31 protein-coding genes are annotated in these 25,269 nt (G+C 66.0%); 22 read left to right on the top strand and 9 right to left on the bottom strand.

All coding sequences use genetic code 11. The features are described from left to right. Positions 1–66 precede the first annotated feature (66 nt). The 12 genes from SARO_RS04935 (at position 67) to SARO_RS04880 (ending at position 8,958) form a co-directional block, all read left to right on the top strand. Positions 67–645 carry a NifU family protein gene (locus tag SARO_RS04935; RefSeq protein WP_041550731.1) on the top strand — a complete coding sequence of 193 codons (579 nt, stop codon included), beginning with the start codon at positions 67–69 and terminating at the stop codon, positions 643–645. A 16-nt stretch (positions 646–661) separates the two neighbouring features. Then, complete coding sequence (gene tsaB / locus SARO_RS04930) at positions 662–1,282, top strand: tRNA (adenosine(37)-N6)-threonylcarbamoyltransferase complex dimerization subunit type 1 TsaB (protein WP_011444646.1); 621 nt, start codon at positions 662–664, stop codon at positions 1,280–1,282. Positions 1,283–1,305: 23 nt separating this feature from the next. Then, the gene (locus tag SARO_RS04925; RefSeq protein WP_234007410.1) at positions 1,306–1,767 is read left to right on the top strand and encodes a GNAT family N-acetyltransferase; all 462 of its coding nucleotides are present in this window, start codon (positions 1,306–1,308) and stop codon (positions 1,765–1,767) included. Positions 1,768–1,935: 168 nt separating this feature from the next. After that, positions 1,936–2,373: a MucR family transcriptional regulator gene (locus SARO_RS04920; RefSeq protein WP_011444644.1), complete on the top strand. Its 438-nt coding sequence runs from the start codon at positions 1,936–1,938 to the stop codon at positions 2,371–2,373. Between the two features lie 103 nt (positions 2,374–2,476). Next, positions 2,477–2,899: a Fur family transcriptional regulator gene (locus tag SARO_RS04915; RefSeq protein ID WP_011444643.1), complete on the top strand. Its 423-nt coding sequence runs from the start codon at positions 2,477–2,479 to the stop codon at positions 2,897–2,899. Continuing rightward, positions 2,883–3,656, top strand: a complete 774-nt coding sequence (locus SARO_RS04910) for a lysophospholipid acyltransferase family protein (RefSeq protein ID WP_011444642.1) — start codon at positions 2,883–2,885, stop codon at positions 3,654–3,656. The genes SARO_RS04915 and SARO_RS04910 overlap by 17 nt, the downstream gene beginning before the upstream one ends. 34 nt (positions 3,657–3,690) lie before the next feature. Next, on the top strand, positions 3,691–5,022 hold the full coding sequence (gene miaB, locus SARO_RS04905) for a tRNA (N6-isopentenyl adenosine(37)-C2)-methylthiotransferase MiaB (protein WP_011444641.1): 1,332 nt from the start codon (positions 3,691–3,693) through the stop codon (positions 5,020–5,022). A gap of 145 nt (positions 5,023–5,167) precedes the next feature. Next, complete coding sequence (locus tag SARO_RS04900) at positions 5,168–6,214, top strand: PhoH family protein (protein WP_011444640.1); 1,047 nt, start codon at positions 5,168–5,170, stop codon at positions 6,212–6,214. Beyond that, entirely contained in the window at positions 6,211–6,714 is a 504-nt protein-coding gene (gene ybeY, locus SARO_RS04895) for an rRNA maturation RNase YbeY (RefSeq protein ID WP_011444639.1), read from the top strand. The genes SARO_RS04900 and ybeY overlap by 4 nt, the downstream gene beginning before the upstream one ends. Before the next feature lie 20 nt (positions 6,715–6,734). Next, positions 6,735–7,676: a hemolysin family protein gene (locus tag SARO_RS04890; protein WP_011444638.1), complete on the top strand. Its 942-nt coding sequence runs from the start codon at positions 6,735–6,737 to the stop codon at positions 7,674–7,676. A 2-nt stretch (positions 7,677–7,678) separates the two neighbouring features. Then, positions 7,679–8,560: a LysR substrate-binding domain-containing protein gene (locus tag SARO_RS04885; RefSeq protein WP_011444637.1), complete on the top strand. Its 882-nt coding sequence runs from the start codon at positions 7,679–7,681 to the stop codon at positions 8,558–8,560. Next, positions 8,557–8,958, top strand: a complete 402-nt coding sequence (locus tag SARO_RS04880) for a hypothetical protein (protein WP_011444636.1) — start codon at positions 8,557–8,559, stop codon at positions 8,956–8,958. The genes SARO_RS04885 and SARO_RS04880 overlap by 4 nt, the downstream gene beginning before the upstream one ends. Here the strand turns inward: SARO_RS04880 and SARO_RS04875 are convergent. Together SARO_RS04875 and SARO_RS04870 are read right to left on the bottom strand one after the other, a co-directional pair. Continuing rightward, positions 8,955–9,404 (bottom strand): gamma-glutamylcyclotransferase family protein, encoded by a 450-nt coding sequence (locus tag SARO_RS04875; RefSeq protein WP_011444635.1) that lies wholly within the window; start codon positions 9,402–9,404, stop codon positions 8,955–8,957. The genes SARO_RS04880 and SARO_RS04875 overlap by 4 nt on opposite strands. A gap of 7 nt (positions 9,405–9,411) precedes the next feature. Further along, a complete protein-coding gene (locus SARO_RS04870; RefSeq protein ID WP_011444634.1) occupies positions 9,412–10,191 on the bottom strand; it encodes an inositol monophosphatase family protein in 780 nt (259 codons plus the stop codon). A 162-nt stretch (positions 10,192–10,353) separates the two neighbouring features. Between SARO_RS04870 and SARO_RS04865 the strand changes: the two genes are divergently transcribed. After that, the gene (locus SARO_RS04865) at positions 10,354–11,295 is read left to right on the top strand and encodes a helix-turn-helix domain-containing protein (protein WP_011444633.1); all 942 of its coding nucleotides are present in this window, start codon (positions 10,354–10,356) and stop codon (positions 11,293–11,295) included. Here SARO_RS04865 and SARO_RS04860 read toward each other — a convergent pair. Beyond that, on the bottom strand, positions 11,279–11,866 hold the full coding sequence (locus SARO_RS04860; protein WP_041550153.1) for a TetR/AcrR family transcriptional regulator: 588 nt from the start codon (positions 11,864–11,866) through the stop codon (positions 11,279–11,281). The genes SARO_RS04865 and SARO_RS04860 overlap by 17 nt on opposite strands. Before the next feature lie 84 nt (positions 11,867–11,950). Between SARO_RS04860 and SARO_RS04855 the strand changes: the two genes are divergently transcribed. Beyond that, complete coding sequence (locus SARO_RS04855) at positions 11,951–12,439, top strand: ester cyclase (protein ID WP_011444631.1); 489 nt, start codon at positions 11,951–11,953, stop codon at positions 12,437–12,439. A gap of 52 nt (positions 12,440–12,491) precedes the next feature. On the opposite strand, the gene SARO_RS04850 is transcribed toward SARO_RS04855, so the two are convergent. Beyond that, positions 12,492–13,427 carry a ribose-phosphate pyrophosphokinase gene (locus SARO_RS04850; protein WP_011444630.1) on the bottom strand — a complete coding sequence of 312 codons (936 nt, stop codon included), beginning with the start codon at positions 13,425–13,427 and terminating at the stop codon, positions 12,492–12,494. Positions 13,428–13,527: 100 nt separating this feature from the next. Between SARO_RS04850 and SARO_RS04845 the strand changes: the two genes are divergently transcribed. The 4 genes from SARO_RS04845 to gltX are packed head-to-tail and all read left to right on the top strand — an operon-like array spanning position 13,528 to position 17,302. Next, positions 13,528–15,195, top strand: a complete 1,668-nt coding sequence (locus tag SARO_RS04845; protein WP_041550151.1) for an NAD+ synthase — start codon at positions 13,528–13,530, stop codon at positions 15,193–15,195. Between the two features lie 3 nt (positions 15,196–15,198). Continuing rightward, positions 15,199–15,447, top strand: a complete 249-nt coding sequence (locus tag SARO_RS04840; RefSeq protein ID WP_011444628.1) for a hypothetical protein — start codon at positions 15,199–15,201, stop codon at positions 15,445–15,447. 52 nt (positions 15,448–15,499) lie between these two features. Continuing rightward, positions 15,500–15,934: a hypothetical protein gene (locus SARO_RS04835; RefSeq protein ID WP_011444627.1), complete on the top strand. Its 435-nt coding sequence runs from the start codon at positions 15,500–15,502 to the stop codon at positions 15,932–15,934. Positions 15,935–15,973: 39 nt separating this feature from the next. Further along, positions 15,974–17,302, top strand: a complete 1,329-nt coding sequence (gltX, locus tag SARO_RS04830; protein WP_011444626.1) for a glutamate--tRNA ligase — start codon at positions 15,974–15,976, stop codon at positions 17,300–17,302. A gap of 60 nt (positions 17,303–17,362) precedes the next feature. Here the strand turns inward: gltX and SARO_RS04825 are convergent, their stop codons facing one another. Further along, positions 17,363–17,818, bottom strand: a complete 456-nt coding sequence (locus SARO_RS04825; RefSeq protein ID WP_011444625.1) for a peptidylprolyl isomerase — start codon at positions 17,816–17,818, stop codon at positions 17,363–17,365. 110 nt (positions 17,819–17,928) lie between these two features. Here SARO_RS04825 and mgtE point away from each other — a divergent pair, with 110 nt between their 5' ends. Further along, positions 17,929–19,374 carry a magnesium transporter gene (gene mgtE / locus SARO_RS04820; RefSeq protein WP_011444624.1) on the top strand — a complete coding sequence of 482 codons (1,446 nt, stop codon included), beginning with the start codon at positions 17,929–17,931 and terminating at the stop codon, positions 19,372–19,374. Positions 19,375–19,388: 14 nt separating this feature from the next. Then, positions 19,389–19,796 (top strand): DUF1489 domain-containing protein, encoded by a 408-nt coding sequence (locus tag SARO_RS04815; RefSeq protein ID WP_011444623.1) that lies wholly within the window; start codon positions 19,389–19,391, stop codon positions 19,794–19,796. A gap of 10 nt (positions 19,797–19,806) precedes the next feature. Here SARO_RS04815 and SARO_RS04810 read toward each other — a convergent pair whose 3' ends face one another. From SARO_RS04810 to SARO_RS04795, 4 genes are read right to left on the bottom strand one after another with little or no spacing between them, the layout of a single operon-like run. Then, positions 19,807–20,499, bottom strand: coding sequence for a DsbA family oxidoreductase (locus SARO_RS04810; protein WP_011444622.1), 693 nt, complete (start codon positions 20,497–20,499; stop codon positions 19,807–19,809). Then, positions 20,496–21,377: an NAD(+) diphosphatase gene (gene nudC / locus SARO_RS04805; RefSeq protein WP_011444621.1), complete on the bottom strand. Its 882-nt coding sequence runs from the start codon at positions 21,375–21,377 to the stop codon at positions 20,496–20,498. The genes SARO_RS04810 and nudC overlap by 4 nt, the downstream gene beginning before the upstream one ends. After that, complete coding sequence (locus SARO_RS04800; protein WP_011444620.1) at positions 21,377–22,672, bottom strand: serine hydrolase domain-containing protein; 1,296 nt, start codon at positions 22,670–22,672, stop codon at positions 21,377–21,379. Before SARO_RS04800 ends, nudC begins: the two co-directional genes overlap by 1 nt. Positions 22,673–22,676: 4 nt before the next feature. Next, entirely contained in the window at positions 22,677–23,756 is a 1,080-nt protein-coding gene (locus tag SARO_RS04795; RefSeq protein WP_011444619.1) for an A/G-specific adenine glycosylase, read from the bottom strand. Between the two features lie 29 nt (positions 23,757–23,785). Here SARO_RS04795 and SARO_RS04790 point away from each other — a divergent pair, with 29 nt between their 5' ends. Both SARO_RS04790 and SARO_RS04785 read left to right on the top strand, forming a co-directional pair. Then, positions 23,786–24,355, top strand: a complete 570-nt coding sequence (locus tag SARO_RS04790; protein ID WP_011444618.1) for a DUF721 domain-containing protein — start codon at positions 23,786–23,788, stop codon at positions 24,353–24,355. Beyond that, positions 24,352–25,068: a thioredoxin domain-containing protein gene (locus SARO_RS04785; protein ID WP_011444617.1), complete on the top strand. Its 717-nt coding sequence runs from the start codon at positions 24,352–24,354 to the stop codon at positions 25,066–25,068. Before SARO_RS04790 ends, SARO_RS04785 begins: the two co-directional genes overlap by 4 nt. Positions 25,069–25,269 lie beyond the last annotated feature (201 nt).

Genomic DNA, 25,269 nt, shown 5'->3' with positions numbered 1-25,269 from the left:
CCGCATCACGCAAACCAGCGACTTTCGTCCACTTGACCCCGCCCGTCGGCGGCCTACATGCGAATCATGTTCATCGAGACCGAAACCACGCCCAATCCCGCCACGCTCAAGTTCCTCCCGGGCGAGCAGGTGATGGCGTCCGGCACGCGCGAGTTCGTATCGCACGAAGAGGCCGAGGCATCGCCCCTTGCACAGGCGCTGTTCGACCTTGGCGACGTGACCGGCGTCCTGTTCGGGCGTGACTTCGTGTCCGTCACTGCCGCCCCCGGCGTCGCCTGGGCGGATCTCAAGCCGCAGGTACTTTCGCTGCTGCTAGACCACTTCGTTGCGCAGGCTCCGCTGTTCGCTCCCGGTTCTGCCGGCGGGATCGTGGTTCCTGCCGATGCCGACGAAGACTTCGCCGACGATCCGGCCGATGCTGACATCATCGACCAGATCAAGGACCTGATCGAGACGCGGGTGCGGCCTGCGGTCGCAAACGATGGTGGCGACATCATCTACAGGGGCTTCCGCGAAGGCGTGGTCTATCTCAAGATGCAGGGCGCCTGCTCTGGCTGCCCGTCCTCCACGGCGACGCTCAAGAACGGCATCGAGAGCCTGCTCAAGCACTACGTCCCCGAAGTGAGCGAAGTCCGCGCCGCCTGAGGCCGGTCCCGATCGCATGCGAAGGCTCGTAATCGACAGCGCGACGGAAAACTGCTCGGTCGCCCTGATCGACAACGGCGAGCTTGTCGCCGGGGAATGCATCAAACTCGGCCGTGGCCATGCCGAACGGCTTGTCCCCATGATCGCGGCGCTTCCCGGAAACGGCCGTGCCGAGGCAATTGCCGTCGATGTCGGACCAGGCAGCTTCACCGGTATCCGCGTTGGCCTTGCCGCCGCGCGCGCATTGGCCATGGCGTGGGGCGCCCGGATCGAAGGCTACGAAAGCCTCTCGCTTGTTGCCGCGATGGCTGCGTCTGCGCGTCCCGGCCTGCCCATCGACGTATGCATGACCGGCGGCCATGGCGAATGGTTCTTCCAGTCGTTCTCGGCCCAACTTGCGCCGCTTTCGCCTCTCGCCTCGCTGCATCCGGACGAAGCCCGTGGCCGTTGCACCGCCCCTCTCGTCGCGGGAAGCCAGGCACTGGCGCTTGGCGCCCTGCGACCGGACGCCATCGCGCTCGACATATTGCCCGATGCGCGGCGGTCCGTGCTCCTTGCGCCCGCCGCATTCCATTCCGACCCACGGCCAAGCTATGGCCGGGCGCCGGACGCAAAGCTTCCCGCCCAGGTCCAATAGCCAGAACAACGATGATCGCACCCATGGACGACATCGACCGCATCATGTCCGTGATGGACGCCGCGTTTCCTGCCGAGTTCGGCGAAGCATGGAACAGGCGGCAAGTAACCGACGCGCTTGTCGTCGGCAATTGTCGCTACGGCCTGATCGCCCCTGATGGTTCGGCCGATTTCGGATCGCAGACCAATACTGCGGGTTTCTTTCTTGGCAGAAGCATACTCGACGAAGAAGAGCTGCTGCTCTTCGCAATCGCGCCCGCACACCGCAGACAGGGACTCGGGCATAAGTTATTGCAGCGTTTCATTCTGGAAGCGCGGGCGAATGGCATTTCGCGCATCTTCCTGGAGATGCGCCGCAACAACCCCGCCAGCTTCCTTTACGCAAGTCACGGGTTTCAAGAAATTGGTGTTAGACCAGCATATTACCGCACGCCTGCGGGAACGCGGATAGACGCGATCAGCCAGGAACTCATACTTTCGGATTAAGCCTGGATTGCCATTTGGCGCACGAAACTTGCGACAATGTCCGTAATGAAGCACCCATTCCGGTTGTTTCTAAGCAAAATAACGACTACTGCGAATGTCGCTACAGGTCTACCCAAAGACTCGGACATGCATTTGCTCAATTGAGCCAAAAGAGAAGGTCGCATCCCAATGACTGAAATCCAGAACGACATGCGTGAAACGCTCATCACGCTCACATCTGATATCGTCGCAGCACATGTCAGCAACAACAGCGTGGCTGTGAGCGACCTGCCCACGCTGATCACGAATGTCTATTCGGCGCTCGCCGGACTGGATCAGCCAGCACCCGCCGAAGAACCGGCGCCGGAACCGGCAGTTTCGATCCGCTCTTCCGTGAAGAACGATCACATCGTCTGCCTCGAAGACGGCAAGAAACTGAAGATGCTCAAGCGTCATCTTGCAACGCGCTACAACATGACCCCCGAACAGTATCGCGCTCGCTGGAACCTTCCTGCCGACTACCCGATGGTCGCGCCGGCATATGCCGAGAAGCGCCGCGAACTGGCCAAGAAGATCGGCCTCGGCCGCAAGCCCGCGCCGAAGCGCGCGCGCAAGGCCGCGTCCTGATCCACGCGCCCCACAGGATTGCGCGCAATCGTATAGCGTGCGGTTGAAGATTCGGCCCGCCCGACTATAGATCGGCGGGCCGAATTGTTTTTGTAGGACCTACGTGCACCAGGCCATCGACATCGAAGCCCTCTGCGCAGAGCGCGGCCTTCGCATCACCGACCAGCGGCGGACGATCGCCCGCGTCCTGTCGGAAAGCGACGACCACCCCGACGTGGAGAAGCTGCACGAACGCGCGTCAGCCATCGACCCGCGCATCTCGATCGCCACGGTCTACCGCACCGTGCGCCTCTTCGAAGAGGCGGGCATTCTCGACCGTCACGATTTCGGCGACGGCCGCGCCCGCTACGAGGCGACGCCCGAGGCGCATCACGATCACCTGATCGACGTCGAATCCGGCAAGGTCATCGAATTCGTCGATCCCGAACTCGAGCAGCTCCAGCGCCAGATCGCGGAGAAGCTGGGCTATCGCCTGGTGGATCACCGCATGGAGCTTTACGGCGTCAAGCTTGAACGCGACGGCTGATGCCATAAGCAAGCCGGTCATTTCGCTGGCCGGCCGGTTGCGCATCGCGCGGCGACTGCTGGCGATGGTTCTGCTGCTTCTGGCCTGCGTGCCGCTCTACTATGTCTGGCGCATCCTTCGCCTGCACAACCCTTGGCCGCGCCTGTTCCTCGGCGGCATCGGATGGGCTGCGGGCGCACGCGTCAAGGTCGAGGGGGCGCCAAGCCGCAAGGGCGCGTTCCTGCTCGCCAACCACGTAAGCTGGCTCGACATTCCGGTCATCGCCGGCGCCAGTGGCAGCGCGTTCGTGGCGCATTCCGGGCTTGCCGGGCACGGCCTGCTCAAGTGGTTGTGCGACATGAACGACACCGTCTTCGTCGCACGGCACGACCGCCGTTCGGTCCACACCCAGGTCGAACAGGTCCGCGCGGCCCTGACCGATACCGGGGCGCTGACGGTCTTTCCCGAAGGTACCACCAGTGACGGCCGCAGCCTTTTGCCTTTCAAATCGTCGTTGCTGTCCGCGCTCGATCCCCCGCCGCCGGGAATCGCGATCCAGCCGGTCTGGCTGGATTACGGACCAGACGTTGCAGACATGGCATGGGTCGGCGACGAACACGGTCTCGACAACTTCCTCAAGATCCTCGCACGGCGAAAGTCACTGCCCGTCACGGTCCATTTCCTTGCGCCACTCCAGCCCGAAGAAACCGCCAGCCGCAAACTGATGGCAACTGCCTCGCGTGAACGGATCCTCGCCGCGATGGGCCGCAACAGGTAGCCAAGCCTCGCCAAATCCAGTATCGGCGCGGCCCATGTCCTCCTCCGCACCTTCCTCCGCATCTCCCAAGACGTTCCGCGTCAAAAGCTTCGGCTGCCAGATGAACGTCTACGACGGCGAGCGCATGGCAGAGCTACTTGCGGCGCAAGGGATGTCGGCCGCAGGGGACGGGGACGATGCCGACCTGGTCGTGCTCAACACGTGCCACATCCGCGAAAAGGCCACCGAAAAGGTCTATTCCGACATCGGTCGCCTGCGCCGCGCGGACGGCTCTGCCCCGCTCATCGCCGTGGCGGGGTGCGTCGCCCAGGCCGAGGGCGAGGAGATCATGGCCCGCGCGCCAAGCGTAAAGGTCGTGGTCGGCCCGCAGTCGTATCACCGCCTGCCCGAAATGGTCGCCGACGCTGCTGCCGGCAAGCGCTCGACCGAAACCGACATGCCCGCCGAGGCCAAGTTCGCGGCATTGCCCAAGCGCCGCAAGTCTGCGCCGACCGCGTTCCTTACCGTGCAGGAAGGTTGCGACAAGTTCTGCACCTATTGCGTCGTGCCCTATACGCGCGGGGCCGAAATCAGCCGGCCGTTCTCCGATCTGGTAGAGGAGGCAAAGCTGCTCGTCGCAGGCGGCGCGCGCGAGATCACGCTGCTCGGCCAGAACGTCAACGCCTGGGCCGGCGAGGACGACAAGGGCCGCCCCATCGGGCTCGACGGTCTTGCCCGCGCGCTGGCCGCCGAACCAGACCTCAAGCGCATCCGCTATACCACCAGCCATCCCAACGACATGACCGACGGCCTGATCGCCGCGCATGGCGAACTCGAAAAGCTGATGCCGTTCCTGCACCTGCCCGTCCAGGCCGGTAACGACCGCGTGCTCAAGGCGATGAACCGCAGCCATACCGCCGACAGCTACATGGCGCTGCTTGAACGCATCCGCGCCGCGCGGCCGGACATCGCGCTTTCGGGCGACTTCATCGTCGGTTTCCCCGGCGAGACCGACGCCGAATTCGAGGACACGCTGCGCCTGGTCGATGCGGTGGGCTATGCTCAGGCCTTCAGCTTCAAGTATTCCGCCCGCCCCGGCACTCCGGCGGCGACGATGGAGAACCACGTTCCCGTCGCCGTCATGGACGAACGCCTCCAGCGCCTCCAGGCCGCGCTCAACCGGGATCAACTCGCCTTCAACAAGGCCAGCGTCGGCAAGACGTGCGAGGTTCTGGTCGAACGCCGGGGCAAGCATCCCGGCCAGTGGCTCGGCAAATCGCCCTGGCTCCAATCGGTGCACTTTTCCGGCGAGGCGGAAATCGGGGACATGGTCACAGTGGAACTGATCGAGGCCGGGCCGAACTCGATTTCCGGGCGCCTGGCCTGAACCGCGCCCCTGCCTGAAAGACACCCTGCCGAACGCTTCGTCCAATTGGTCTGTGGAATAGTCGGCGCGGCGCTTGCGCCGGCAATATCCATACCTATTCTCTTGTCAGGCCCTTGTCCGTAAGGGCCCAACCAGACAGGAGCGCATGGCCCGAAAACTCCCCCGCGCCGACGAGGCGCACCATCGCCCGGAGCAGCATCGCCCCGATCTTCACAGGCGCGCCCGCGTTGAAGTCGAATTCGATGAACAGACCGTCCTCGGCGCCCTGTTCGGCCAGTTCGACACCAATCTCGTGCAGATCGAGAACCGGTTGGGAGTTTACATTTCGGCGCGCGGCAATCGCGTCCTCATCGAAGGTCCGGAAGATTCCGTCGCCCGTGCGCGCGACGTCCTCAAGGGGATGCACCAGCGCCTTCTCTCAGGCCAGGACCTCGATTCCGGCGCGGTCGAATCCCTCATCGCGATGAGCGTCGAGCCCACCCTAGAAGGGATCATCACCGGCGCGCCCGGCGGTGCCCCGCCTATCATGATCCGCACCCGCAAGAAGACGATCATTCCGCGTTCCCCGACGCAGATCGACTACATGAAGGCGCTGATCTCGAACGACGTGATCTTCGCGCTGGGGCCGGCTGGTACCGGCAAGACCTATCTCGCGGTCGCCCAGGCCGTTGCGCAGCTCATCTCCGGTTCGGTCCAGCGACTGATCCTGTCCCGTCCGGCGGTCGAGGCCGGAGAGCGGCTGGGCTTCCTGCCCGGCGACATGAAGGAGAAGGTCGATCCCTATCTCCGCCCGCTCTACGACGCGCTCTACGACTGCATGCCGCCCGAACAGGTCGAGCGGCGCATGGCCAGCGGAGAGATCGAGATCGCGCCGATCGCCTTCATGCGCGGGCGCACGCTGGCAGACGCATTCGTCATTCTCGACGAGGCGCAGAACACCACGCCCGCGCAGATGAAGATGTTCCTCACCCGCTTCGGCCAGAACAGCCGCATGGTCATCTGCGGCGACCCCAAGCAGGTCGACCTTCCCGGCGGTGTCGGGGCAAGCGGGCTCAACGACGCCGTCCAGCGCCTCGAAGGCGTCGAAGGGATCGCAACGGTACGCTTCAGCACGGCAGACGTCGTGCGCCACCCCATCGTCGGCCGGATCGTCGAGGCATACGAAGGCAAGAACGAAGGCCGCGACGCGTGAGTGCGCCCATCCTCGAAATGGACATCGACCCCGTCTGGGGCGACGCGATCGACTGGGAGGACATTGCCAGCCGCGCCGCGGAAGCCGCCGCCAAGGTCGCGCCCGAACTCGCCCACGAGAACCTGCTGGTCAGTGTCGTCCTGGCCGACGACGACGAGGTCCACGCCCTCAACAAGCAATGGCGGGCCAAGGACAAGCCGACCAACGTCCTGTCCTTCCCCATGCTCAGCCGCGAGGAAGTGCTCCACGCCGCGGCCGACGAAGGCGCGCCCGGCATGCTTGGCGACATGATCCTCGCCCACGGCGTCTGCACGCGCGAAGCGGCGGAAAAGGGGGTGTCCGTCGAAACCCACGCCACCCACCTCGTCGTGCATGGATTGCTCCACCTTGCCGGATACGACCACGAGCTTGGCGAGGCCGAAGCCGAGGAAATGGAGAATCTGGAGCGGAAGGCGCTTGCGCTCATGGGCATCGCCGACCCATATGCGGTCGAAGACTGACCACTTAGGGGGAATTCGAAGTGCCCGAGGGCAACGGCTCTGCCGGCGAAAGCCGGTCGAGTGACGGAGACAGTAGCAGTCGCGCGTTGTGGCGCGCGATCCGGGCCTTCTTTCGCGGGCCTGACCATGACCAGTCGCTGCGCGCGCAGATCGAGGAAGCGATCGACGAGCACGAAGGGGAACCTCATCACGAAGGCGCCAGCAAGGGCGACCTCGTCCCGCTCGAGCGCCAGATGCTGCGCAACCTGCTCCACTTCAGCGAGCACGACGCGGACGACGTGGCGATCCCGCGCGGCGAGATCACGGCAGTCCCTGCATCCGCGACATTCGAGGAGCTGATTTCCGCCTTTGCCGAGCATGGCCACAGCCGCCTGCCGGTATATGGCGAATCGCTCGACGAGATCGTGGGCATGATCCACGTGAAGGACGTGTTCGGCATCGTCGCCGGCATGGCCCTGTCCGGCAAGGCTCCGCCAAAGGATTGGACGAGCCTCATGCGCCAGCCGCTGTTCGTGCCCCAGGCGCGCGGTGCGCTCGACGTGCTGGCCGACATGCGCGCCAGCCGCACGCACCTGGCGGTCGTCATCGACGAGTATTCCGGCACCGATGGCATCATCACCATCGAAGACCTGGTCGAGGAGATCATCGGCGAGATCGAGGACGAACACGACGATGCGCCTGAGGAACTGATCCGCCGAATCGATCCCGACACCTGGGACGCGGACGCCCGCGCCGAACTCGACGACGTAGCCGAAACGGTTGACCGGAGGCTTGCGGAAGTCGAGGAAGACGTGGATACGCTGGGTGGTCTGGCCGTGGTACTCGCGGGCGAGGTCCCCCCTGTCGGACGCGTGCTCGAACATGCCAGCGGTTGGCGCATCGAGGTCACGGGTGGCGACGAACGTCGCCTCACGCGCCTCAGGCTCCATGCGCCGCAGGCCGAACCGGTTGACGAGGAATAACGATGATCCGCCGCTTGCCCCCGCTGCGCTCGCTCGAGGCGTTCATTCGCGTCGTGCGCGCGGGTTCGGCCAAGACCGCGGCGGCGGAACTCGCGCTCAGCCCTTCGGCCCTGTCGCGCAGGCTCGGCGCGCTCGAGGAATTCATCGGCAAGCCGCTGTTCGAACGCAAGCACCAGGCGCTCAAGCTGACCGACGAGGGCCAGCAGCTCTATGATGCCGTCGCCCCGCTGATCGATGAAATGGCCGACCGGGTGGATCGCCTGATCGATACCGGCAAGGTCATGCGTCTTCGCCTCGGCGTGCTTCCGCTGTTCGGCAGCCAGCGCCTGTTCCCGCGCCTGGGCGAACTGCGCAAGCTGCATCCGCAACTGCACATCGACATCGATTCCGGCCACGCCGCCGAAACCAAGCTGGGCGACACGATCGATGCCGCCATCGTCCTTTCCGAAGGACCGGACGCCTCGCTCCATTCGGTGCGCCTCGATCACAACCGTGTCCACGCCATCACTTCGAAGCAACTGGCCGACGAACTGGGCGACAAGCCGGACATCGCCAAGCTCTCGAAGCAGACGTTCCTCGTTCACAACGACCTGCCGATGAGCTTCGAGGCATGGAAGAAGGCGCTGCACCTCGAAAAGCTCGAACCAGCAGCCATCGACCATTTCGATTCGGGCCAGCTCATCCTCGAAGCGGCGGCGCAGGGCCTCGGCATCGCGATCATGCACGACGACCATTATCATCGCAGCCATGATCCGCGCCTCGCGCGTCTCTACAACATCGATGTCGACAGCCCCTATTCCTACTGGTTCGTCTGCCGTCCCCGCGCGCTCCAGTCGCGCCCGGTCCGGTTGTTCCACGACTGGATGCTGAAGGCGGGGCTTTGACGCTCGCACGCCGCGCGGCCATCGCGGTCAAGATCCATTGCCCGGTCTCTGCCGCGACGCTGGCAGCAATGCTCGCCGGCGATGCCTCCGCGATCGAGCTGGATGAAACCGCCGCCGCCATCCTTGCCATAATCCGCGCGGACAATCCGCTGGGCGACTTCGCGCTCTATGGCGGCGTGGTCGAAATCGGGCTCGGCTGGGAAAGCTTCACGCCGGGGGCCGCCGCCAACCCCGCGCTGGGCACCGCCGGAAGCGCGGCGCTCTCGCCCACCGCCATCCTCACGACCTATGCCCCGGCCGGTTCGGACATCGAACCCGCGCTGGCCGCGCTGATGGCCGCACATCCCTGGGAAGTCCCGGTGATCGAGATCCGCGATGTCGAATTGCTGATCCGCTAGGCCTCCGATCCCCAGACCTTCAGCCTAAGCCGCGCCGCACGCCCGGCGAAATTCCCGCCCGGAACCACGCGCAGCCCGCAATGGGCGGGCCGATTGTGGACATAGGCCTCGGCAAGGACAGCAGCCTCGCCCCTGACCGTCACCCGAACCCGCCTGCGCACATATTCCGAGCGCGAAGGGCGACGAGGATCGTAAGCCTCATAGCTGTCCAGCATCCGCAAATGCCGCGCCGAAAAACCTGGTCCCGCACGATAGAGCCTGCCCCACACGCGGCCCGCCCCTTCTTCCAGCAGCGGATACCATCCCCCGGGCGCGCGCAGCGCCAGAAGCCTGCCGCGCACGAATCCCGGTCGCCCGCCCTGAAGAAAGGGCAGGATCTGCCGGTTCATCACCGTGTCATGGTCCTGCGTCAGCGTTCCGTAGAAGAAGAACAACCGACTGCGCATGGAGTCGTCAATGACCGCAGGCCAAGGCCTCGACAACGTCGTCGAGACGCGCCGGATCGCCCAGAGCGATCACGTGGCCGTCCGATCCGGCGTGAAGCGGATCGCCATTCCAGTCCGCCATGGTTCCCCCGGCTCCCTCGACGATGGGCACCAGCGCAGCCCAGTCGTGCAGCTTGAGGTTGGCCTCGCACACCACGTCGAGCTGCCCGGTGGCAAGCATGGCATAGTTGTAGCAATCGCCGCCCATGACCATCCGCCTGTGGTCGGTCTTGGCGGCCAGGCCCATGAAGTGTCCGCCGTCATGGTCGTCGAAATAGTGCGGACCAGTCGTCGCCAGCGTCGCCTCGGCCAGTTCGCGGCAAGGGCGGGTGCGCACCGGCTTGCCGTTCAGCGTGGTGGCCATCCCGGTCGCGCCGATCCACCGCTCCCCGGTGATGGGCTGGTCGATCACGCCAAGCACGGGGAAGCCTTCCACCACGAGGGCAATCAGCGTGCCGAAGATCGGTCGGCCGGCCAGGAAGCCGGCGGTACCGTCAATGGGATCGAGCACCCAGCTACGGCCCGAGGTCCCCGCCGTCGCGCCGAATTCCTCGCCGATCACCGTGTCGCGCGCCGCTTCGGCGGTAAGAATTCGCCGCATGGCTTCTTCCGCCGCGCGATCCGCGAGTGTCACGGGCGTCGCATCGCCCTTCCGCTCTGCGATGACAGTGCGAAAATGAGGACGGATGGCGGCAGCCGCCGCATCGGCGAGCCGCATCGCCAGGGCAATGTCTTGGTCGAGTTTCATGTCCTGCCTGTGCCCTCCCCGGCCCCCGAACGTCAATTGCGCTTAACCAAATCCGTATTGGACAATCTACGCGTTCCATCTTTAGTTAAGGCGTGACAGTCCGCACAGGCGGTAAGGCTCAGGGACGCTACCACCGGCGAGGATTGTCGTAGGGGCAGAAAGATGAACCGCAGCAACCGGCCGGCCGTAGACCGCGCCATTGTCTCACCCAACGCCACGCGCGACGGGCAACCCATATCCTACAGCCGCGCGCCCGCGCCGGATCTCGAACGGTGGGTGGGCCGCTTCTACGTCACGATCGTCGGAGCGCCGCCCGAACACCGCCTCGATTGCGGACTGTTGAGCGATTTTGCCTGCATAAGGGTGCAATTGCAGGGCCACTGGCACGCAACGACGGCCGATGGCGTGAAGGAATCGAAGCGCGCCGCGATGCTTTTCGGCCCGCATTCGCAGCGCATGCCGATCACCGTCACCGGCAGCTTCGTCAGCGTCGGCGTGTTCCTGCGGCCTGGGGTGTGCCATGCCCTGCGCGGCCCGGAAATTTCCACGCTGACCGACCGGATCGCGACCTTCACCGAACTGTCCATGCCCGAGCAGCACTGGATCGACATGTTCGAACCGGACGCCTCGCCGGAAGAATGGGTCCAGGCCATGGAACGCGAAATGCGCTCGCTCGTGGCGCACCGCGCCGTGCGCGAACCGGACCCTGTCTCCGCCCGCTTCGAAGCTGCCGCCTTCGCGGATCCGACCGTGACGGTCGGACGACTCGCCGAGGAACTGGGCGTCGACCAGCGTAGGCTCGAGCGTATCGTTCGCCGCGACTTCGGAATGCCGCCCAAGCAGGTGCTTCGCCGCGCCCGTGCGCTCGACATGGCCAGCCACCTGCGCGGCGTTGCCGATCAGGCCGAGGCCGAGGCGCTGGCTCTTCGCTATTACGACCAGAGCCACCTGATCCGTGAATTTACCGCCTTGTTCGGCATGAGCCCGCGGCAGTTCGTCGAACGCCCGCAGCCCTTGATGACGCTCGGCCTCGAGACGCGCCAGACCCGCCGCCTCGAAATCATCCGCAGGCTAGCACCCGGCGACATCAAACCCTGGGAATGAGTCCGCTACAGCGAAACTGGTGGACCACGGCTTCGAACGGCTCCCTTGAACGCATGGTCCGGGCAATCACCCGCGCACCTTCCAGCGCTGCCAGAAGCGCCAGCGCCCGCGTTTGCACCTCGGCGGCGGTGGACACCTCGTCCGGACGCCGGATGCCTTCGGCCATAATTCTCGCCCATTCGGCAAACACGCGCTCCAATGCGTCGGTGAGCGCCGCATCGGCAGGCGCGACTTCCTGCGCCAATGCCATCGCCACGCAGCCCATGGACCAGCCCGACCGTTCCATCTCGCCAGCGATGCCCTGCGCCAACGAGGTCACGAAGGCTCGCGGGTCACCCTTCGCCCGTTCGACCAGCACGCGGAACAGGGCGGTCGTGCGGGCGCGGTAGGCTTCGATCACTTCCTCGGCCAGTTCGGCCTTCCCGCGAGGAAAGTGGAAATAGAACGATCCCTTCGGTGCGCCGCTCTCCTCAAGGATGCGCGCGAGACCGGTGGCCGCATACCCCGACGTGCAGAAAAGCCGTTCCGCAGTGGCAATCGCCTTGGCGCGTGCGTCGCTTTTCCTGGGCACCGAAGACTCCTTGTCCGTAAAACACCTCGCCGTTATATGGCGATCATTATAGTATGGCAATTGCCATATAAAAGGACCAATGCCATGATGCGCAACCTGCTTCTTCCCCTCGTCCTGTTTCCTGCCTTCGCGCAGGCAGCCAGTGCCTCGCCCGCCCCGACGGCGGCTGCGGTTGTCCGCGGGTTTCTCGACGAAGTCCGTTCCGGCCGCGCTCCCGAGAAAACCGTGAACTACCTGGCGCCCGAAGTACGCGCCCATCAGGTCACTGCCGAAGGCGAAAGCGTAGTCGTCCGTTCCCCCGAGGCCTATGCACGACATGTGCAGGAATTCCGCCAGCTGTTCGGAGACTTTTCCTTTACGATACAGGAATTTATTTCCGACGAAGACAAGGTCTTCGTCCGCTGGCGGCAGGACGGGCATCACCTTGGTTCGCTGGACGGTGAAACGCCCACGGGCGCGCCGCTGACCGAGCTGACTTCAGTCGTCTATCGCGTCGAGGCCGGGAAGATCGCGGAATACTGGCTCCAGACCGACCGCAAGGGCCTGGAACTGCAATTGCAGCGCGCCAAATGAAAAGGGGCCGGAATTCCGGCCCCTTAACACGTCATCCGCCAGATCAGCGCTCTCAGTCGAAAAGGCTCGACACCGAGCTTTCATCGGCGATGCGGCGGACCGCCTCGCCAATCAGCGGCGCGATCGTCAACACGCGGATGCGGTCGCACGATGCGGTGGCTTCCGTCGGCATGATCGTGTCGGTGATGACCAGTTCCTTGAGCGCCGACCCAGCCACGCGCGCAACCGCGCCGCCCGAAAGGACGCCGTGCGTGATGTAGGCGGAAACGCCGACCGCGCCCGCATCCATCAACGCCTGCGCCGCGTTGCAGAGCGTACCGCCCGAATCGATGATGTCGTCGATCAGGATGCACATGCGCCCCTTCACTTCGCCGATGATGTTCATCACTTCGGACTGGCCCGGCCGGTCGCGGCGCTTGTCGACGATCGCCAGCGGGGCGTTGTTGAGCCGCTTGGCCAGCGCGCGGGCGCGGACCACGCCGCCGACGTCCGGCGAGACGACCATCAGTTCCTGCGCGCCATAGCGCGTCTGGATGTCCGCGGCCATGACGGGCGCCGCGAACAGGTTGTCGGTCGGGATGTCGAAGAAGCCCTGGATCTGCCCGGCGTGAAGGTCGACCGACAGGACGCGGTCGGCGCCGGCTTGGGTGATGAGGTTCGCCACCAGCTTTGCCGAGATCGGCGTGCGCGGCCCCGGCTTGCGGTCCTGGCGGGCATAGCCGAAATACGGAACCACCGCCGTGATGCGCTTTGCCGATGCACGGCGCAGCGCGTCGATGCAGATCAGTAGTTCCATCAGGTTGTCGTTCGCCGGATAGCTGGTCGACTGGACCACGAACACGTCTTCGCCACGCACGTTCTCGTGGATTTCGACGAAAACCTCCTCGTCCGCGAAGCGGCGCACGCTGGCGTCGGTCAGCGGCATTTCGAGATAGGCCGAAATGGCGCGGGCGAGCGGCAGATTGGAGTTGCCGGCCATGATCTTCATGCGTGCGATTCCCTCGGATTCGATCCCCTGCGGCCCTTAGCCCAAGATGACAGGTTTGCAACTCTTGCGGTGGTCGGGCGTTGAAGCCTACGTAACGCTCATGGTCGATACGCTCAGGATAACCCTCGCCCAGCTCAACCAGTCGGTTGGCGATCTTGCCGCCAATGTCGCGGCCATGCTCGCCGTGCGCGAAAGGGCGCGGGACGCCGATCTCATCGTTTTCCCCGAACTGCAACTCATCGGCTACCCGCCGGAAGACCTGATCATGAAGCCCGCGCTGGTCGAACGCGCGACGGCGGAACTCGAAAAGCTGGCCAGGGTCACGGCCGACGGGGGGCCAGCGATGCTCGTCGGCTCGGTCTTCGTGCGCGACGGCGCCCTTCACAATGGCGTCGCGCTGCTCGAGGGCGGCCGCGTCGCCGCCACCCGCTTCAAGTACGAGCTGCCCAACTACGGCACTTTCGACGAGAAGCGCTATTTCCTGCCCGGCCCCCTGCCGGAACCCGTGTTGTTCAAGGGCGCGATGCTCGGCCTGCCGATCTGCGAGGACATCTGGCACCCCGACGTTTGCCGCCACCTGGCCGAACTGGGCGCGGAAATCTTCATCTGCATCAACGGCAGCCCTTACGAGATCGACAAGGACGTGCTGCGCATCGACGGCGTGGCCAAGCGCCGCGCGATCGATACCGGCATCCCGCTTGCCTATGTCAACCGCGTCGGCGGCCAGGACGAGATCGTGTTCGACGGGGCCAGCTTCGTCGTCGGGCCGGAAGGGGCTGTCTGGGTGCAGATGCCTGATTGGGAAGAATCGGTCGTCACGACCGTGTGGCACCGCAGCGATTTCGGCGATGCCAACCGCTGGCGGTGCGAGGCCGGCGAAGTCCACGAACTCGCGGAGCATCCCGAGGACATCTACTGCGCCATGGTCATGGCCCTGCGCGACTATGTGAACAAGAACCGCTTCCCCGGTGTGGTCCTCGGCCTCTCGGGCGGCATCGATTCCGCCATTTGCGCCGCCATCGCGGTCGACGCGCTTGGCCCTGATCGCGTGTGGTGCGTGATGCTGCCCAGCCGCTACACCTCGCAGGAAAGCCTGGATGATGCGGCAGGCTGTGCCCGGATGCTCGGCGTGCGCCTCGATACCGTTCCGATCGGCCCCGCCGTGGACGCGTTCGACGGCATGCTCGCTCCCGTCTTTGCCGGCCGGCAGCCTGACCTCACCGAAGAGAACATCCAGTCGCGCATCCGCGGCGTCACGCTCATGGCGCTGTCCAACAAGTTCGGCCCGATGCTCGTCACGACCGGCAACAAGAGCGAGATGAGCGTCGGCTACGCCACGATCTACGGCGATATGAACGGCGGCTACAATCCCCTCAAGGACGCCTACAAGACCACCGTCTTCGCGGTGTCGGAGTGGCGCAACTCCCATCGGCCGAAGATCGGGCTCGGCCCCGACGGTCCGGTCATGCCGCAGCGGATCATCACAAAGCCGCCCAGCGCCGAACTGCGCCCCGACCAGAAGGATTCGGATTCGCTCCCGCCCTACGACGTGCTCGACGCAATTCTGCAGGGCCTGGTCGAGAACGAGAAGAGCGTGGACCAGATCGTTGCCGAAGGGTTCGAGCGCGATACCGTCGCGCGCATCGAACGCCTGCTGAACCTTGCCGAATACAAGCGGCGCCAGGCTCCTCCCGGCGTAAAGCTGGGCGCCCGCAACTACGGGCGCGACCGGCGCTATCCCATCACCCACGGTTTCAGGACAGGTTGAACAATGCGGCAGGCGTCGAGGTTGAAGGGCGGGGGCTATCTCACATCCACGATCAGCGTGGTTCTTCTGGGGATACCCGCCCTCAAGTCGGCGCAGGACGATCCCTTCATGCTCGTCTGCCTGCTTGCCGGCATGATCCTGTCGGTGACCGGCATGGCCATGCGCTGGCGCTCGCACCGCACGTCGCAGCACCGGCGGGACCGCGAGATTCGCACGGCGGCGCTGAACCTAAATGAGAACGATTCGCATTGACCCGGCGATCAGCCGCTTCTAACCTGCGAATCGCTCGCAAGAAGGGAAGCTCATGTCCGCCAGCGACTCCACTGCCCGTTTCGCCGCCCTGATCGACCGCATGGCCCGTCCGCAGGACGTGAGGGGCCTCTCGCTCTCGGGCCTGCACATGGTCATGGCCATGCGGCTTTGCGCCCTGTTCGAGAACGCGGGCCGCGATCCCGTGCCCGACCTCGCCCAGCGCTACCGCAGCGTCGAGGCGGCCTGCGCGGTCCACGGCCTCGTCTCCACGATCAAGCAGGTCTGGCCCGAACCCTTCATGGTCAACCGCCCCTGCTGCCTCGCGATGACGCCCGACGAGACGACGCTGGCCGCTCTCGTCCGCTCGGCCAAGGCAGCGGACCGTGATGCCTTCGCCCAGGCCATCGCTGGCTTTGTCCGCGCTGGCCGCCACGATGCGCTGTACGAGGCGACGCTGCACGCGGTTGCCCTTATCCCCGCGGCCTGACCCTTCCCCAAACGCCCCTGGCGCGATAGGGCGGCGCGCATGGCCACCGTAACCCGCTTCGCGCCTTCGCCCACCGGCAAGCTCCATGTCGGCAACGTCCGCACCGCCCTCCACAACTGGCTGCTGGCGAAGAAGACCGGCGGCCGCTTCCTCCTGCGCATCGACGATACCGACGCCGAGCGCAGCCGCGAGGAATACGTCGAATCCATCCGCGCGGATCTCCAGTGGCTGGGCCTCATCCCCGATGGCGAGGAACGCCAGTCGCTGCGCACCGAACTCTACGAGCGCGAATTTCAGCGTCTGGTCGAGGCGGGACGCATCTACCGGGCCTACGAAACCGCGCAGGAACTCGATCTCAAGCGCAAGATCCTGCTCGGTCGCGGCCTGCCCCCGATCTATGACCGCGCCGCGCTGAAGCTGACCGAGGCGGACCACGCCGCAAAGGCTGCGGCAGGCGAAAGGCCGCACTGGCGCTTCCTCCTCGACCACGACCAGCCGATCACCTGGGACGACGGCATTCGCGGGCCCCAGAGCTTCGACCCCCGGCAGATGTCCGACCCCGTCATCCGCCGCGCGGACGGCTCGTGGCTCTACATGCTGCCCTCGGCCATCGACGACATCGCCATGGGCATCACCGACGTCCTGCGCGGCGAGGACCACGTCTCGAACACCGCAACGCAGATCCAGATGTTCACGGCGCTGGGTGCAGAACCGCCGCGTTTCGCCCACGAAGCCCTGCTGACGGGCAGCGAAGGCAAGCTCTCCAAGCGCCTCGGTGCGCTCGGCATGGCCGACTTTCGCGAACAGGGCATCGAACCCGAGGCCATCGTCGCGCTTCTCGCCCGCCTCGGCACTTCGGACCCGGTGGACGCGGCGCTCGATGCCGCGGCCCTTGCAACCAGCTTCGACCTGTCCCGCTTCGGCCGCGCACCTGCCCGTTTCGACGAGGCCGATCTCCACCGCGTCAACGCGCAGATCGTCCATCGCCTGCCTTATGCCCGCGTCGCACACCTCCTGCCACAGGGCATGGGCGAGGCCGCATGGGAAGCGATCCGCCCCAACCTCGCCCACATCGACGAGGCGCGCGACTGGTGGAACGTGGTGACGGGGCCCGTCACCGCCCCGACCTTCGACGATGAAACGCGCGCCTTCCTCGCGCAGGCCGCCAAAACCGCCGCCTCGCTGGATTGGTCCGCCGATCCGTGGCGCGCCCTCACCGCGACCCTCAAGGACGGCACCGGCCGCAAGGGCAAGGCCCTGTTCCTCCCCCTGCGTCAGGCCCTTACCGGCCACGACCACGGCCCGGAAATGGCCGCCCTCCTGCCTTTGATCGCGCAGGACGAGGCTGTACGCCGCCTGTCCGCATGAAATGAAAAGGGGCGGCGGCCCATCGGCCCCGCCCCTTTTCATTTCAACGGGTAATCCCGATCAGGCGGCGACAACGCTCGCCTTGCGGATCACGCCCGGGTTTGCCGGCGGCTCGCCCTTGGGCAGCGCGTCGATGTGTTCCATGCCGCTCTCGACCTGGCCCCAGACGGTGTACTGCTTGTCGAGGAAGCGCGCATCGTCGAAGCAGATGAAGAACTGGCTGTTGGCCGAGTGCGGATAGCTGGTGCGCGCCATCGAACACACGCCGCGCACGTGCGGTTCGTCGTTGAATTCGGCCTTGAGATCCGGCTTGCTCGAACCGCCCATGCCGGTGCCCTGCGGACAACCGCCCTGCGCCATGAAGCCGGGGATCACGCGGTGGAACTTCACGCCGTCGTAGAAGCCCTCGTTCGCGAGTTCCTTGATGCGCTCCACATGGCCCGGGGCCAGATCGGGGCGCAGCTTGATCACAACATCGCCGGAGTCGAGCGAGAGGACCAGTTTTTCATCAGCCATTTGTCGCAATTCCTTCCTGTTTGACGGGGGATATAAGGGGTTGGACAAGAAAGTCACGCATAGGTCTGCCAGACGGTTGCAATTGGCGTCCCAGTGGCTAACCCGCCCCAATGGAGCGCGACGAGGACCTCATCGAATCCCTCGCTCCCGACGCGGACGATATCCCCGCGCCGGTCGAACCTTCGCGCCATTCGGAAAGCCTCGACGAACAGGACAACACCTTGCGCCCGGGCTTTGTGCGCAAGGTCGCCGAAGCGCTCGAGGCAGGCGACGACGAGACCGTCTACAACCTCGTCGAACCGCTCCATCCGGCCGACATCGCCGACCTCTTCGAACTGATCGACCAGAACGACCGCGTGGTTCTCGCCCGCGCGATCAACGACCTGATGGGCGGCGAGGTCCTCGCCGAACTGAACGATCACGTCCGCGAACTGCTCGTCGAAGCGCTCGAGCCCGAGGAAGTCGCCGACCTTGCCGAGCAGATGGAGACGGACGATGCCGTCGCCCTGATCGAGGATCTCGACGAGGAGGACCAGCAGGCCGTCCTTGCCGAGATGGAGCCGGAAGACCGGGCCGCCATCGAATCGGCGCTGTCCTACCCGGAAGAGACCGCCGGCCGCCTGATGAGCCGCGATCTGATCGCGGTGCCCGAGGCGATGACCGTGGGCAATCTCATCGACTACCTACGCCGCGACGACGAACTGCCCACCGAGTTCTGGGAAGTGTTCATCGTCGATCACAAGCACCACCCGGTCGGCACCTGCAGCCTCTCATGGATACTGCGCGCGCCGCGCAGCGTGCCGCTGGCCGACGTGATGAAGCGCGACCAGACGCTGATCCCGGTCACGATGGACCAGGAAGAAGTCGCGCTGCGCTTCCAGAAGTACGCCTTGATCTCGGCCGCCGTGGTCGACGAATCCGGCCGCCTCGTCGGCCAGATTACCGTCGACGATATCGTCCACATCATCCAGGAAGAGGCGAGCGAGGACATCCTGCGCCTGTCGGGTGCAGGCGATGGCGACATCAACGAGCCGATCCGCCTGACCGTGCAGACGCGCCTTACCTGGCTCGTGGTCAACCTCGGTACGGCGATCGTCGCATCGTCGGTGGTGGGCCTGTTCCAGGGAGCGATCGCAAAGCTCGCCCTGCTTGCCGTGCTCATGCCGATCGTTTCGGGCATGGGGGGCAATGCCGGCACGCAGACGCTCGCTGTGGTCGTGCGCGCCATCGCCACCAACCAGCTAACCAGCTCCAACACCATCCGCATGATCCTGCGCGAGCTGCGCATCGCCGCCGCCAACGGCACCGCGCTCGGCCTGCTGATCGGCTGCGGCACGGCCCTGCTGTTCGGCAATCCGCTGCTCGGCTCGGTGATCGGCGCGGCCATGGTCATCAACAATCTCGTGGCGGGCCTTGCGGGGATCATGGTCCCGGTCACGCTCGACCGCCTCAAGGTAGACCCGGCTGTCTCTTCGGCCGTATTCGTGACCATGGCGACCGATGTCATGGGCTTCTTCTCGTTCCTCGGCCTCGCCGTGCTGAGCGGTCTGGCCTAGTTCGGAAGAAGATCATGCCCCTCAACATGACCAAGGTTGCCTACGGCGCCCAGTCGCTCGCCGAAATCCACGAATGGTTCTCGGATTCGGGTCGTCGCGGCGGCGCCAAGGTCGCGCGTCTCACCACGCGCAACCGGCCCAAGCGCGCCGAGGAGATGATCGGCGGCTCGCTCTACTGGATTCACAAGCACCAGCTCGTGGCCCGGTCCGAGATCGTCGCTTTCGAGGAAGCCGAAAACGGCTACACCAACATCGTCGTCAGCACGAAACTGATAGACGTCCACCCCAAGCCCCGCCGCGCCCACCAGGGCTGGCGCTACCTCGAAGAGGCAGATGCCCCAGCCGACCTCGCCGATGGCGAGGCTGGTGAAGTGCTGCCCGCGCAGATCGCCTCGGAACTGGCAAAGCTCGGGCTGGTCTAACGCTTAAGCCCTAGGCGAACCCCGCCGCCTCGCGCGCCACGACCTTGCGGATCAGGTCGACATAGACCTGCGGCTCCTGGGCACCGGGCACGATCAGCTTGCCATTGATGACCAGCGCCGGAACGCCGCTCACGTTCATGTCCCAGGCCTGCCTCTGGCCGGCGACGACCATCGCGTCGATCTGGGGGTCGATCATCGCCCGCAGCGCCGCAACGCGGTCCAGCCCCACGCTCTCGGCGATCGCGGCCAGCACTTCCGGGTCCGACACGTTGCGCCGCTCCTTGAAGTGCGCGTCGAACAGTGCACGCTTCAGCGGCATCTGCTTTTCGGGTCCGAAGTCGTGCAGCGCCCAGGTCAGCAGGCGGTGCGCCAGCCGGGTGTTCCACATCATCGCCGGGGGCGCTTCACCCTCTCCGACATAGTCGAACGAATAGCCCGCGCGCTCCGCCGCCTGCCGCAACGTCTCGCGCACGCCGGCGGATTGCTCGGGCGTGCGGCCATACTTGCGCTGAATGTGCGCGGCCTGCTCCTCGCCCTCGTCGGGCATGTCGGGATTCAGCTCGAACGGGTGGAACCGGATCGTCGCGTTCACCTCGTCGCCCAGCAGCGCCAGCGCCTTGTCGATCTGCGCCAGTCCGATCACGCACCACGGGCACATCACGTCGGACCACAGGTCGAGCGCCACCCTCGCGGGCGCGCTCATTGTTCGAGCCACCACTTGAGCAGGTGATGCGCCACCGCGAAGGGCGGCGGGGCGATGAACGCGCCGTCTTCCGCCCCGGTCATGGCATAGCGCACTTCCTCGCGCGTGAACCATCGCGCGTCGTCCAGTTCGGTCGTGTCGATAGTGATCTCGCGGCTATCGGCATAGGCATGGCAGCCGATCATCAGCGAGGACGGGAACGGCCAGGGCTGGCTGGCGACATAGCGCACCGATCGCGCCTTCACGCCCGCCTCCTCCAGCACCTCGCGCTTGACCGCGCCTTCGAGAGACTCGCCCGGCTCCACGAACCCGGCCAGCGCCGAATAGCGCCGGGGCGGAAAGCGCGGCTGCCGGCCCAGCAGCAGGTCGCCCTCGCACTCCACGGTCATGATCGTGACCGGATCGACGCGCGGGAAGTGCTCGGCCTCGCAGGCCTCGTTGGTGCAGGACCGCTGCCAGCCGCCCTTGGCTAGCTTCGTGGCAGAGCCGCAGCGCGCGCAGAAGCGGTGCCGCGCGTGCCAGTCGACCAGACTGCGCGCCCCGCCATAGATCGCAAGATCCTGCGGCGACAGCATGCCCATCGCCGCCCACAGGCGCGGATTGGGCGGAGCGACGCTGCCGATGAGCGACGGCGCGACTTGCGCAAAGCAGGCCCGGCCATCTTCCATCAGGCCCAGGAACACCAGCTCCGCCTCGGGATCGGCATCGGCCAGCGTTCCCCAGTCCAGCCCGCCCTCGGGCGAAATGACCGGATCGATGCCTTCCAGCTTCAGCAAGCGGGCGCGCCAGTTCATCAGCTCGCCGAGCTTCCCGGCATCGGCGCGGACGTGGTCGGCGCGGTCGAGCCCTGCGCCTGCGAATGCAATCGTCGTTTCCATCAGGCCGCGGCCTTCCTTCCCGTTACATCGGCCAGCACGGCCTTTGCGAATTCCTGGTGCACCGGATAGGCGTCCGACGGCATGTACTGGGTATAGACGCCAGCCCGCACCGCCGCCCGGTAGCTTACGAAGCCGACGGTCCCCGCCGCCCCGGCCCAGCCGAACGTCCCGGCATCCTCGCCCAGCCCGACCGAGCCGCCCGCGCCGAAACCGTTGCCCTTGATGAACGAGCGCGAGAGGTCGGTGCCTGCGGGCAGGAGATTGCTCGTCCCCAGCCGCACAGCCGCCTCGCTCATCACCTCGCGCCCGTCTATCCGGCCGAAGCCCAGCAGCATCGCCAGGAAACGGTCGTAGTCGCGCGGAGAGGACACCAGCCCTGCTCCGCCGAACGGATAGGGCGGAGCATCGAGATAGGTCGACGACCGGCCCGGATCGATCGGCAGCAGCAGCCCGCCAAGGACGCCATAATTGGTCGTCAGCCGCCCCGCCTCTGCCGCGGGCACACGGAACCAGGTCGAAGTCATGCCGCAAGGCTCGAACAGCCGCTCCGCCAGGAACGCATCGAACGGCTTGCCCGATGCCACCTCGATCACCCGCCCCAGCAGGTCGAGCCCCACCGAATAGCTCCACACCGTCCCCGGCTCGTACACCAGCGGCATCGTCGCCAGCACGTCCGCGAACTCGGCAAGGCTGGCCAGCGGCTTCGGCGCGTCCATCCCCGGAAGCGGCATCCGGCTCGCCTGTCCCGGCACCAGCCCCGCTTTCACGTAGGCATCGCGGATCGGCCCCTTCTGGATGATCGAATAGCCCAGCCCTGCCGTGTGCGTCAGCAGGTGCCGCACGGTGATCTGCGTCTTCGCCGGCCTCAGGTCGGAGATCGAACCGTCGGGCACCGCCTGCACTTGCATCTTCGCGAAGGCGGGAAGCAGGTCCGCTATCGGCTGGTCGAGCCTCAACCGCCCTTCGTCCACCAGCATCATCGCGGCCATGCCGGTTATCGGCTTGGTCATCGAATAGATGCGGAACAGGCTGTCCATGTCCACGGCCGCCGCGCCGCCCTTGGCCAGCGCGCCGCGCGATATGTCCATCGCCGCCTCGCTCGAGCCCCAGCCGAGCGCCGCGATCATGCCCGGCAGCTTGCCGGACGAGACATAGCCGTCGACCATCCGCGCCACCGCCGGAAAGCGGGCCTCGGCCGCCGCGCTCGCCCACGCCAGTCGCGGCATCAGCGCACAGCCGGCCAGCGCCCCCAGCGATCCGATCAGCCCGCGCCTTGAAACCGCCATCTGCCGCATCTTGTCAGCCAATCCTTTCGGCAATCGCCAGCCGCGCCGCCTTGGCGAAAACGGTCGGCAATCCGGCGGCCTCGATCTCGTCGACTGGCCACCATTCTCCCTCGATATCGTTCAGGCCGGGCAGACTAGCCGCTTCCGCCTGAACGCAAAGCATCAATTGCAATTCGAGATCGAAATGCGTGAAGCCGTGGCGAACCACGCCGCCCCCGCGCCATTCGCCGCCGATGGCGTCGGCGCCGTCGCCTCGCGCCGACCAGCCGTCGTCGGGCAGCGCGCGCATTCCGCCCAGCATCCCGCGCCCCGGCCGCCGCACCAGCAGCACCCTGCCCTCGCGCTCGATCCAGTAGGCGCGCCCCTGCCGCACCGGCTTTGCCTTGCGCGCGGCCTTCACCGGCAGGCGCTCGGGCGCACCTTCGGCAAGCGCGCGGCAATGTTCGCGCAGTGGACACAACATGCACCGGGGCGACCGCGCGGTGCACACCGTAGCGCCAAGGTCCATCATCGCCTGGGCGAAATCGCCCGCCCGCTCCTCCGGAGTCACTTGCCCCGCCGCCAGCCGGATCGCCGCTTTCCCCGCCGGCAAGGGCTCATCGATGGCGAAAAGCCGGGCAATGACGCGCTCGACATTGGCATCGACCACCACCGCCCGACGGCCGAACGCGATCGCAGCCACCGCCGCCGCCGTATATTCGCCCAGTCCGGGCAGCGCGCGAAGACCGTCCTCGCTATCGGGGAAAGTCCCGCCCATGGCCGCCACCGCCCGCGCACATGCCAGCAGGTTGCGGGCCCGGGCATAATAACCCAGCCCGGCCCAGGCAGCCATGACATCGCCGTCGTCCGCCGCCGCCAGGTCGCCAACCGTCGGCCACAAACGCGTGAACTTCTCGAAATAGGGGCCCACCGCCGCCACGGTCGTCTGCTGCAGCATGACCTCGGACAGCCACACCCGGTAGGGGTCCTGCCGCGCTTCTCCCGGCAACCGCCGCCACGGCAGCTTGCGTGCATGGGCATCGTACCAGTCGAGCAAGGCGGGCGCGATCGCCTGCGGATCGAACTTGGCTGTGGCTTGTCCTCTGGCCTGCATCGCGCCGCTATGGCATGGCGGCGGGCAAGATGGAAAGCACCCCTTCGGACGCCGCGAAACGCAAATCCCGCAAGGCCGCCGGCGGCACGGCAGGAAAGCCGTTCGAACGCCAGCGCGGCGGGGAAGCGCGCCAGATCGCCGATCTGATGCCGGCCATCGGCCGCACCGCGTTCCGCCGCTTCGGCTTCGTCCAGTCCAGCGTCGTCACCCGCTGGCCCGAAATCGTGGGCGAACGTCACGCGCGCCATTGCATGCCGGAAGCGATCCGCTTTCCGCCGGGCGAAAAGTCCGACGGCATCCTGCAACTCGTCGTCAGCCCCGCGCACGCGCCGATCATCCAGCATGTCGTTCCGGAAATCATGGATCGCGTTAACCGCTTCTTCGGCTATCGAGCCGTGGCCAGGGTCAAGATCCGGCAAGGCGTCGTTCAGGCGCCCAAGGCCAAGGACGGGCCGCGCACCGCGCCGCCGTCGCTGAAGCCGATACCCATGGAACTCGGGGATTCGCTGCGCGATATCGGTGACCCGGAACTGCGCACGGTACTGGAATCGCTGGCGCGCAGCCTCGACATCGCAGCCAAGGGGGACAAGGTCGGATGATTGGCAAAAGCATAAGGGCAATCGCGGGCACCATGATCGCGGCGGGCGCAGCCGTGCTTCTCATGGGCGCCGGCAAGCCCGCAAAGCCCGCCCCCCGCGCGAACTGGGTGGCCTCCTCTACCGTGACGGCCGATGGTCACCACCTGCTCGGCAATCCCGCGGCAAAACTGCGCCTCGTCGAATTCGTCAGCTACACCTGCCCGCATTGCTCGCACTTCGAGATCGAATCCGAAGGGCAGCTCAAGATCGGCATGGTCCAGCCGGGCAAGGGCGCGATCGAGGTGCGCAACTTCGTGCGCGATCCGATCGACATGACCGTGGCGCTCATCACCAACTGCGTGCCGCCCAGCCGCTTCTTCACCCTGCACACCGCCTTCATGCGCAGCCAGGCCCAGTGGATCGGCCCGCTCGCCAACTCGACCGAGGCGCAACGCCAGCGCTGGTTCAACGGCACCTTCGCCACCCGCACCCGCGCCATCGCCAGCGATTTCAGGTTCTACGACTTCATGGCCGCGCGGGGCATGGACCGCTCGACGCTCGACCGCTGCCTTTCGAACGAAGCTCTCGCCAAGAAGCTCGCGGCCGAAACCGACGAGGCGATCAACCAGTACAACGTATCGGGCACGCCCAGCTTCATGATCGACGGCATCCTCCTCGCCGGCACCCACGACTGGGCCTCCCTCCGCCCCCAGATCCTCGCTCGCCTCAACTGACCCCTGCGCCGGCGCCGGCCTGCTTCGACAAATTGAGCGTCAGCAGGGAATGCTGCCGCTCCGCGATGCGTGGACAGGCGCCGTCGTGACCGACCGTCCGCTATCCGCCGCCTTTCACTGGAAACGGACGTTCCGGGCACGACGCCGAAGCGGACGTGAACGCCACCGCAACGCAACACGTTCGTCGCCCCGTGCTTGACA

The sequence above is a fragment of the Novosphingobium aromaticivorans DSM 12444 genome (genome assembly GCF_000013325.1).
Classification (GTDB): domain Bacteria; phylum Pseudomonadota; class Alphaproteobacteria; order Sphingomonadales; family Sphingomonadaceae; genus Novosphingobium; species Novosphingobium aromaticivorans.
This window is presented reverse-complemented; position numbering and strand designations above follow the sequence as displayed.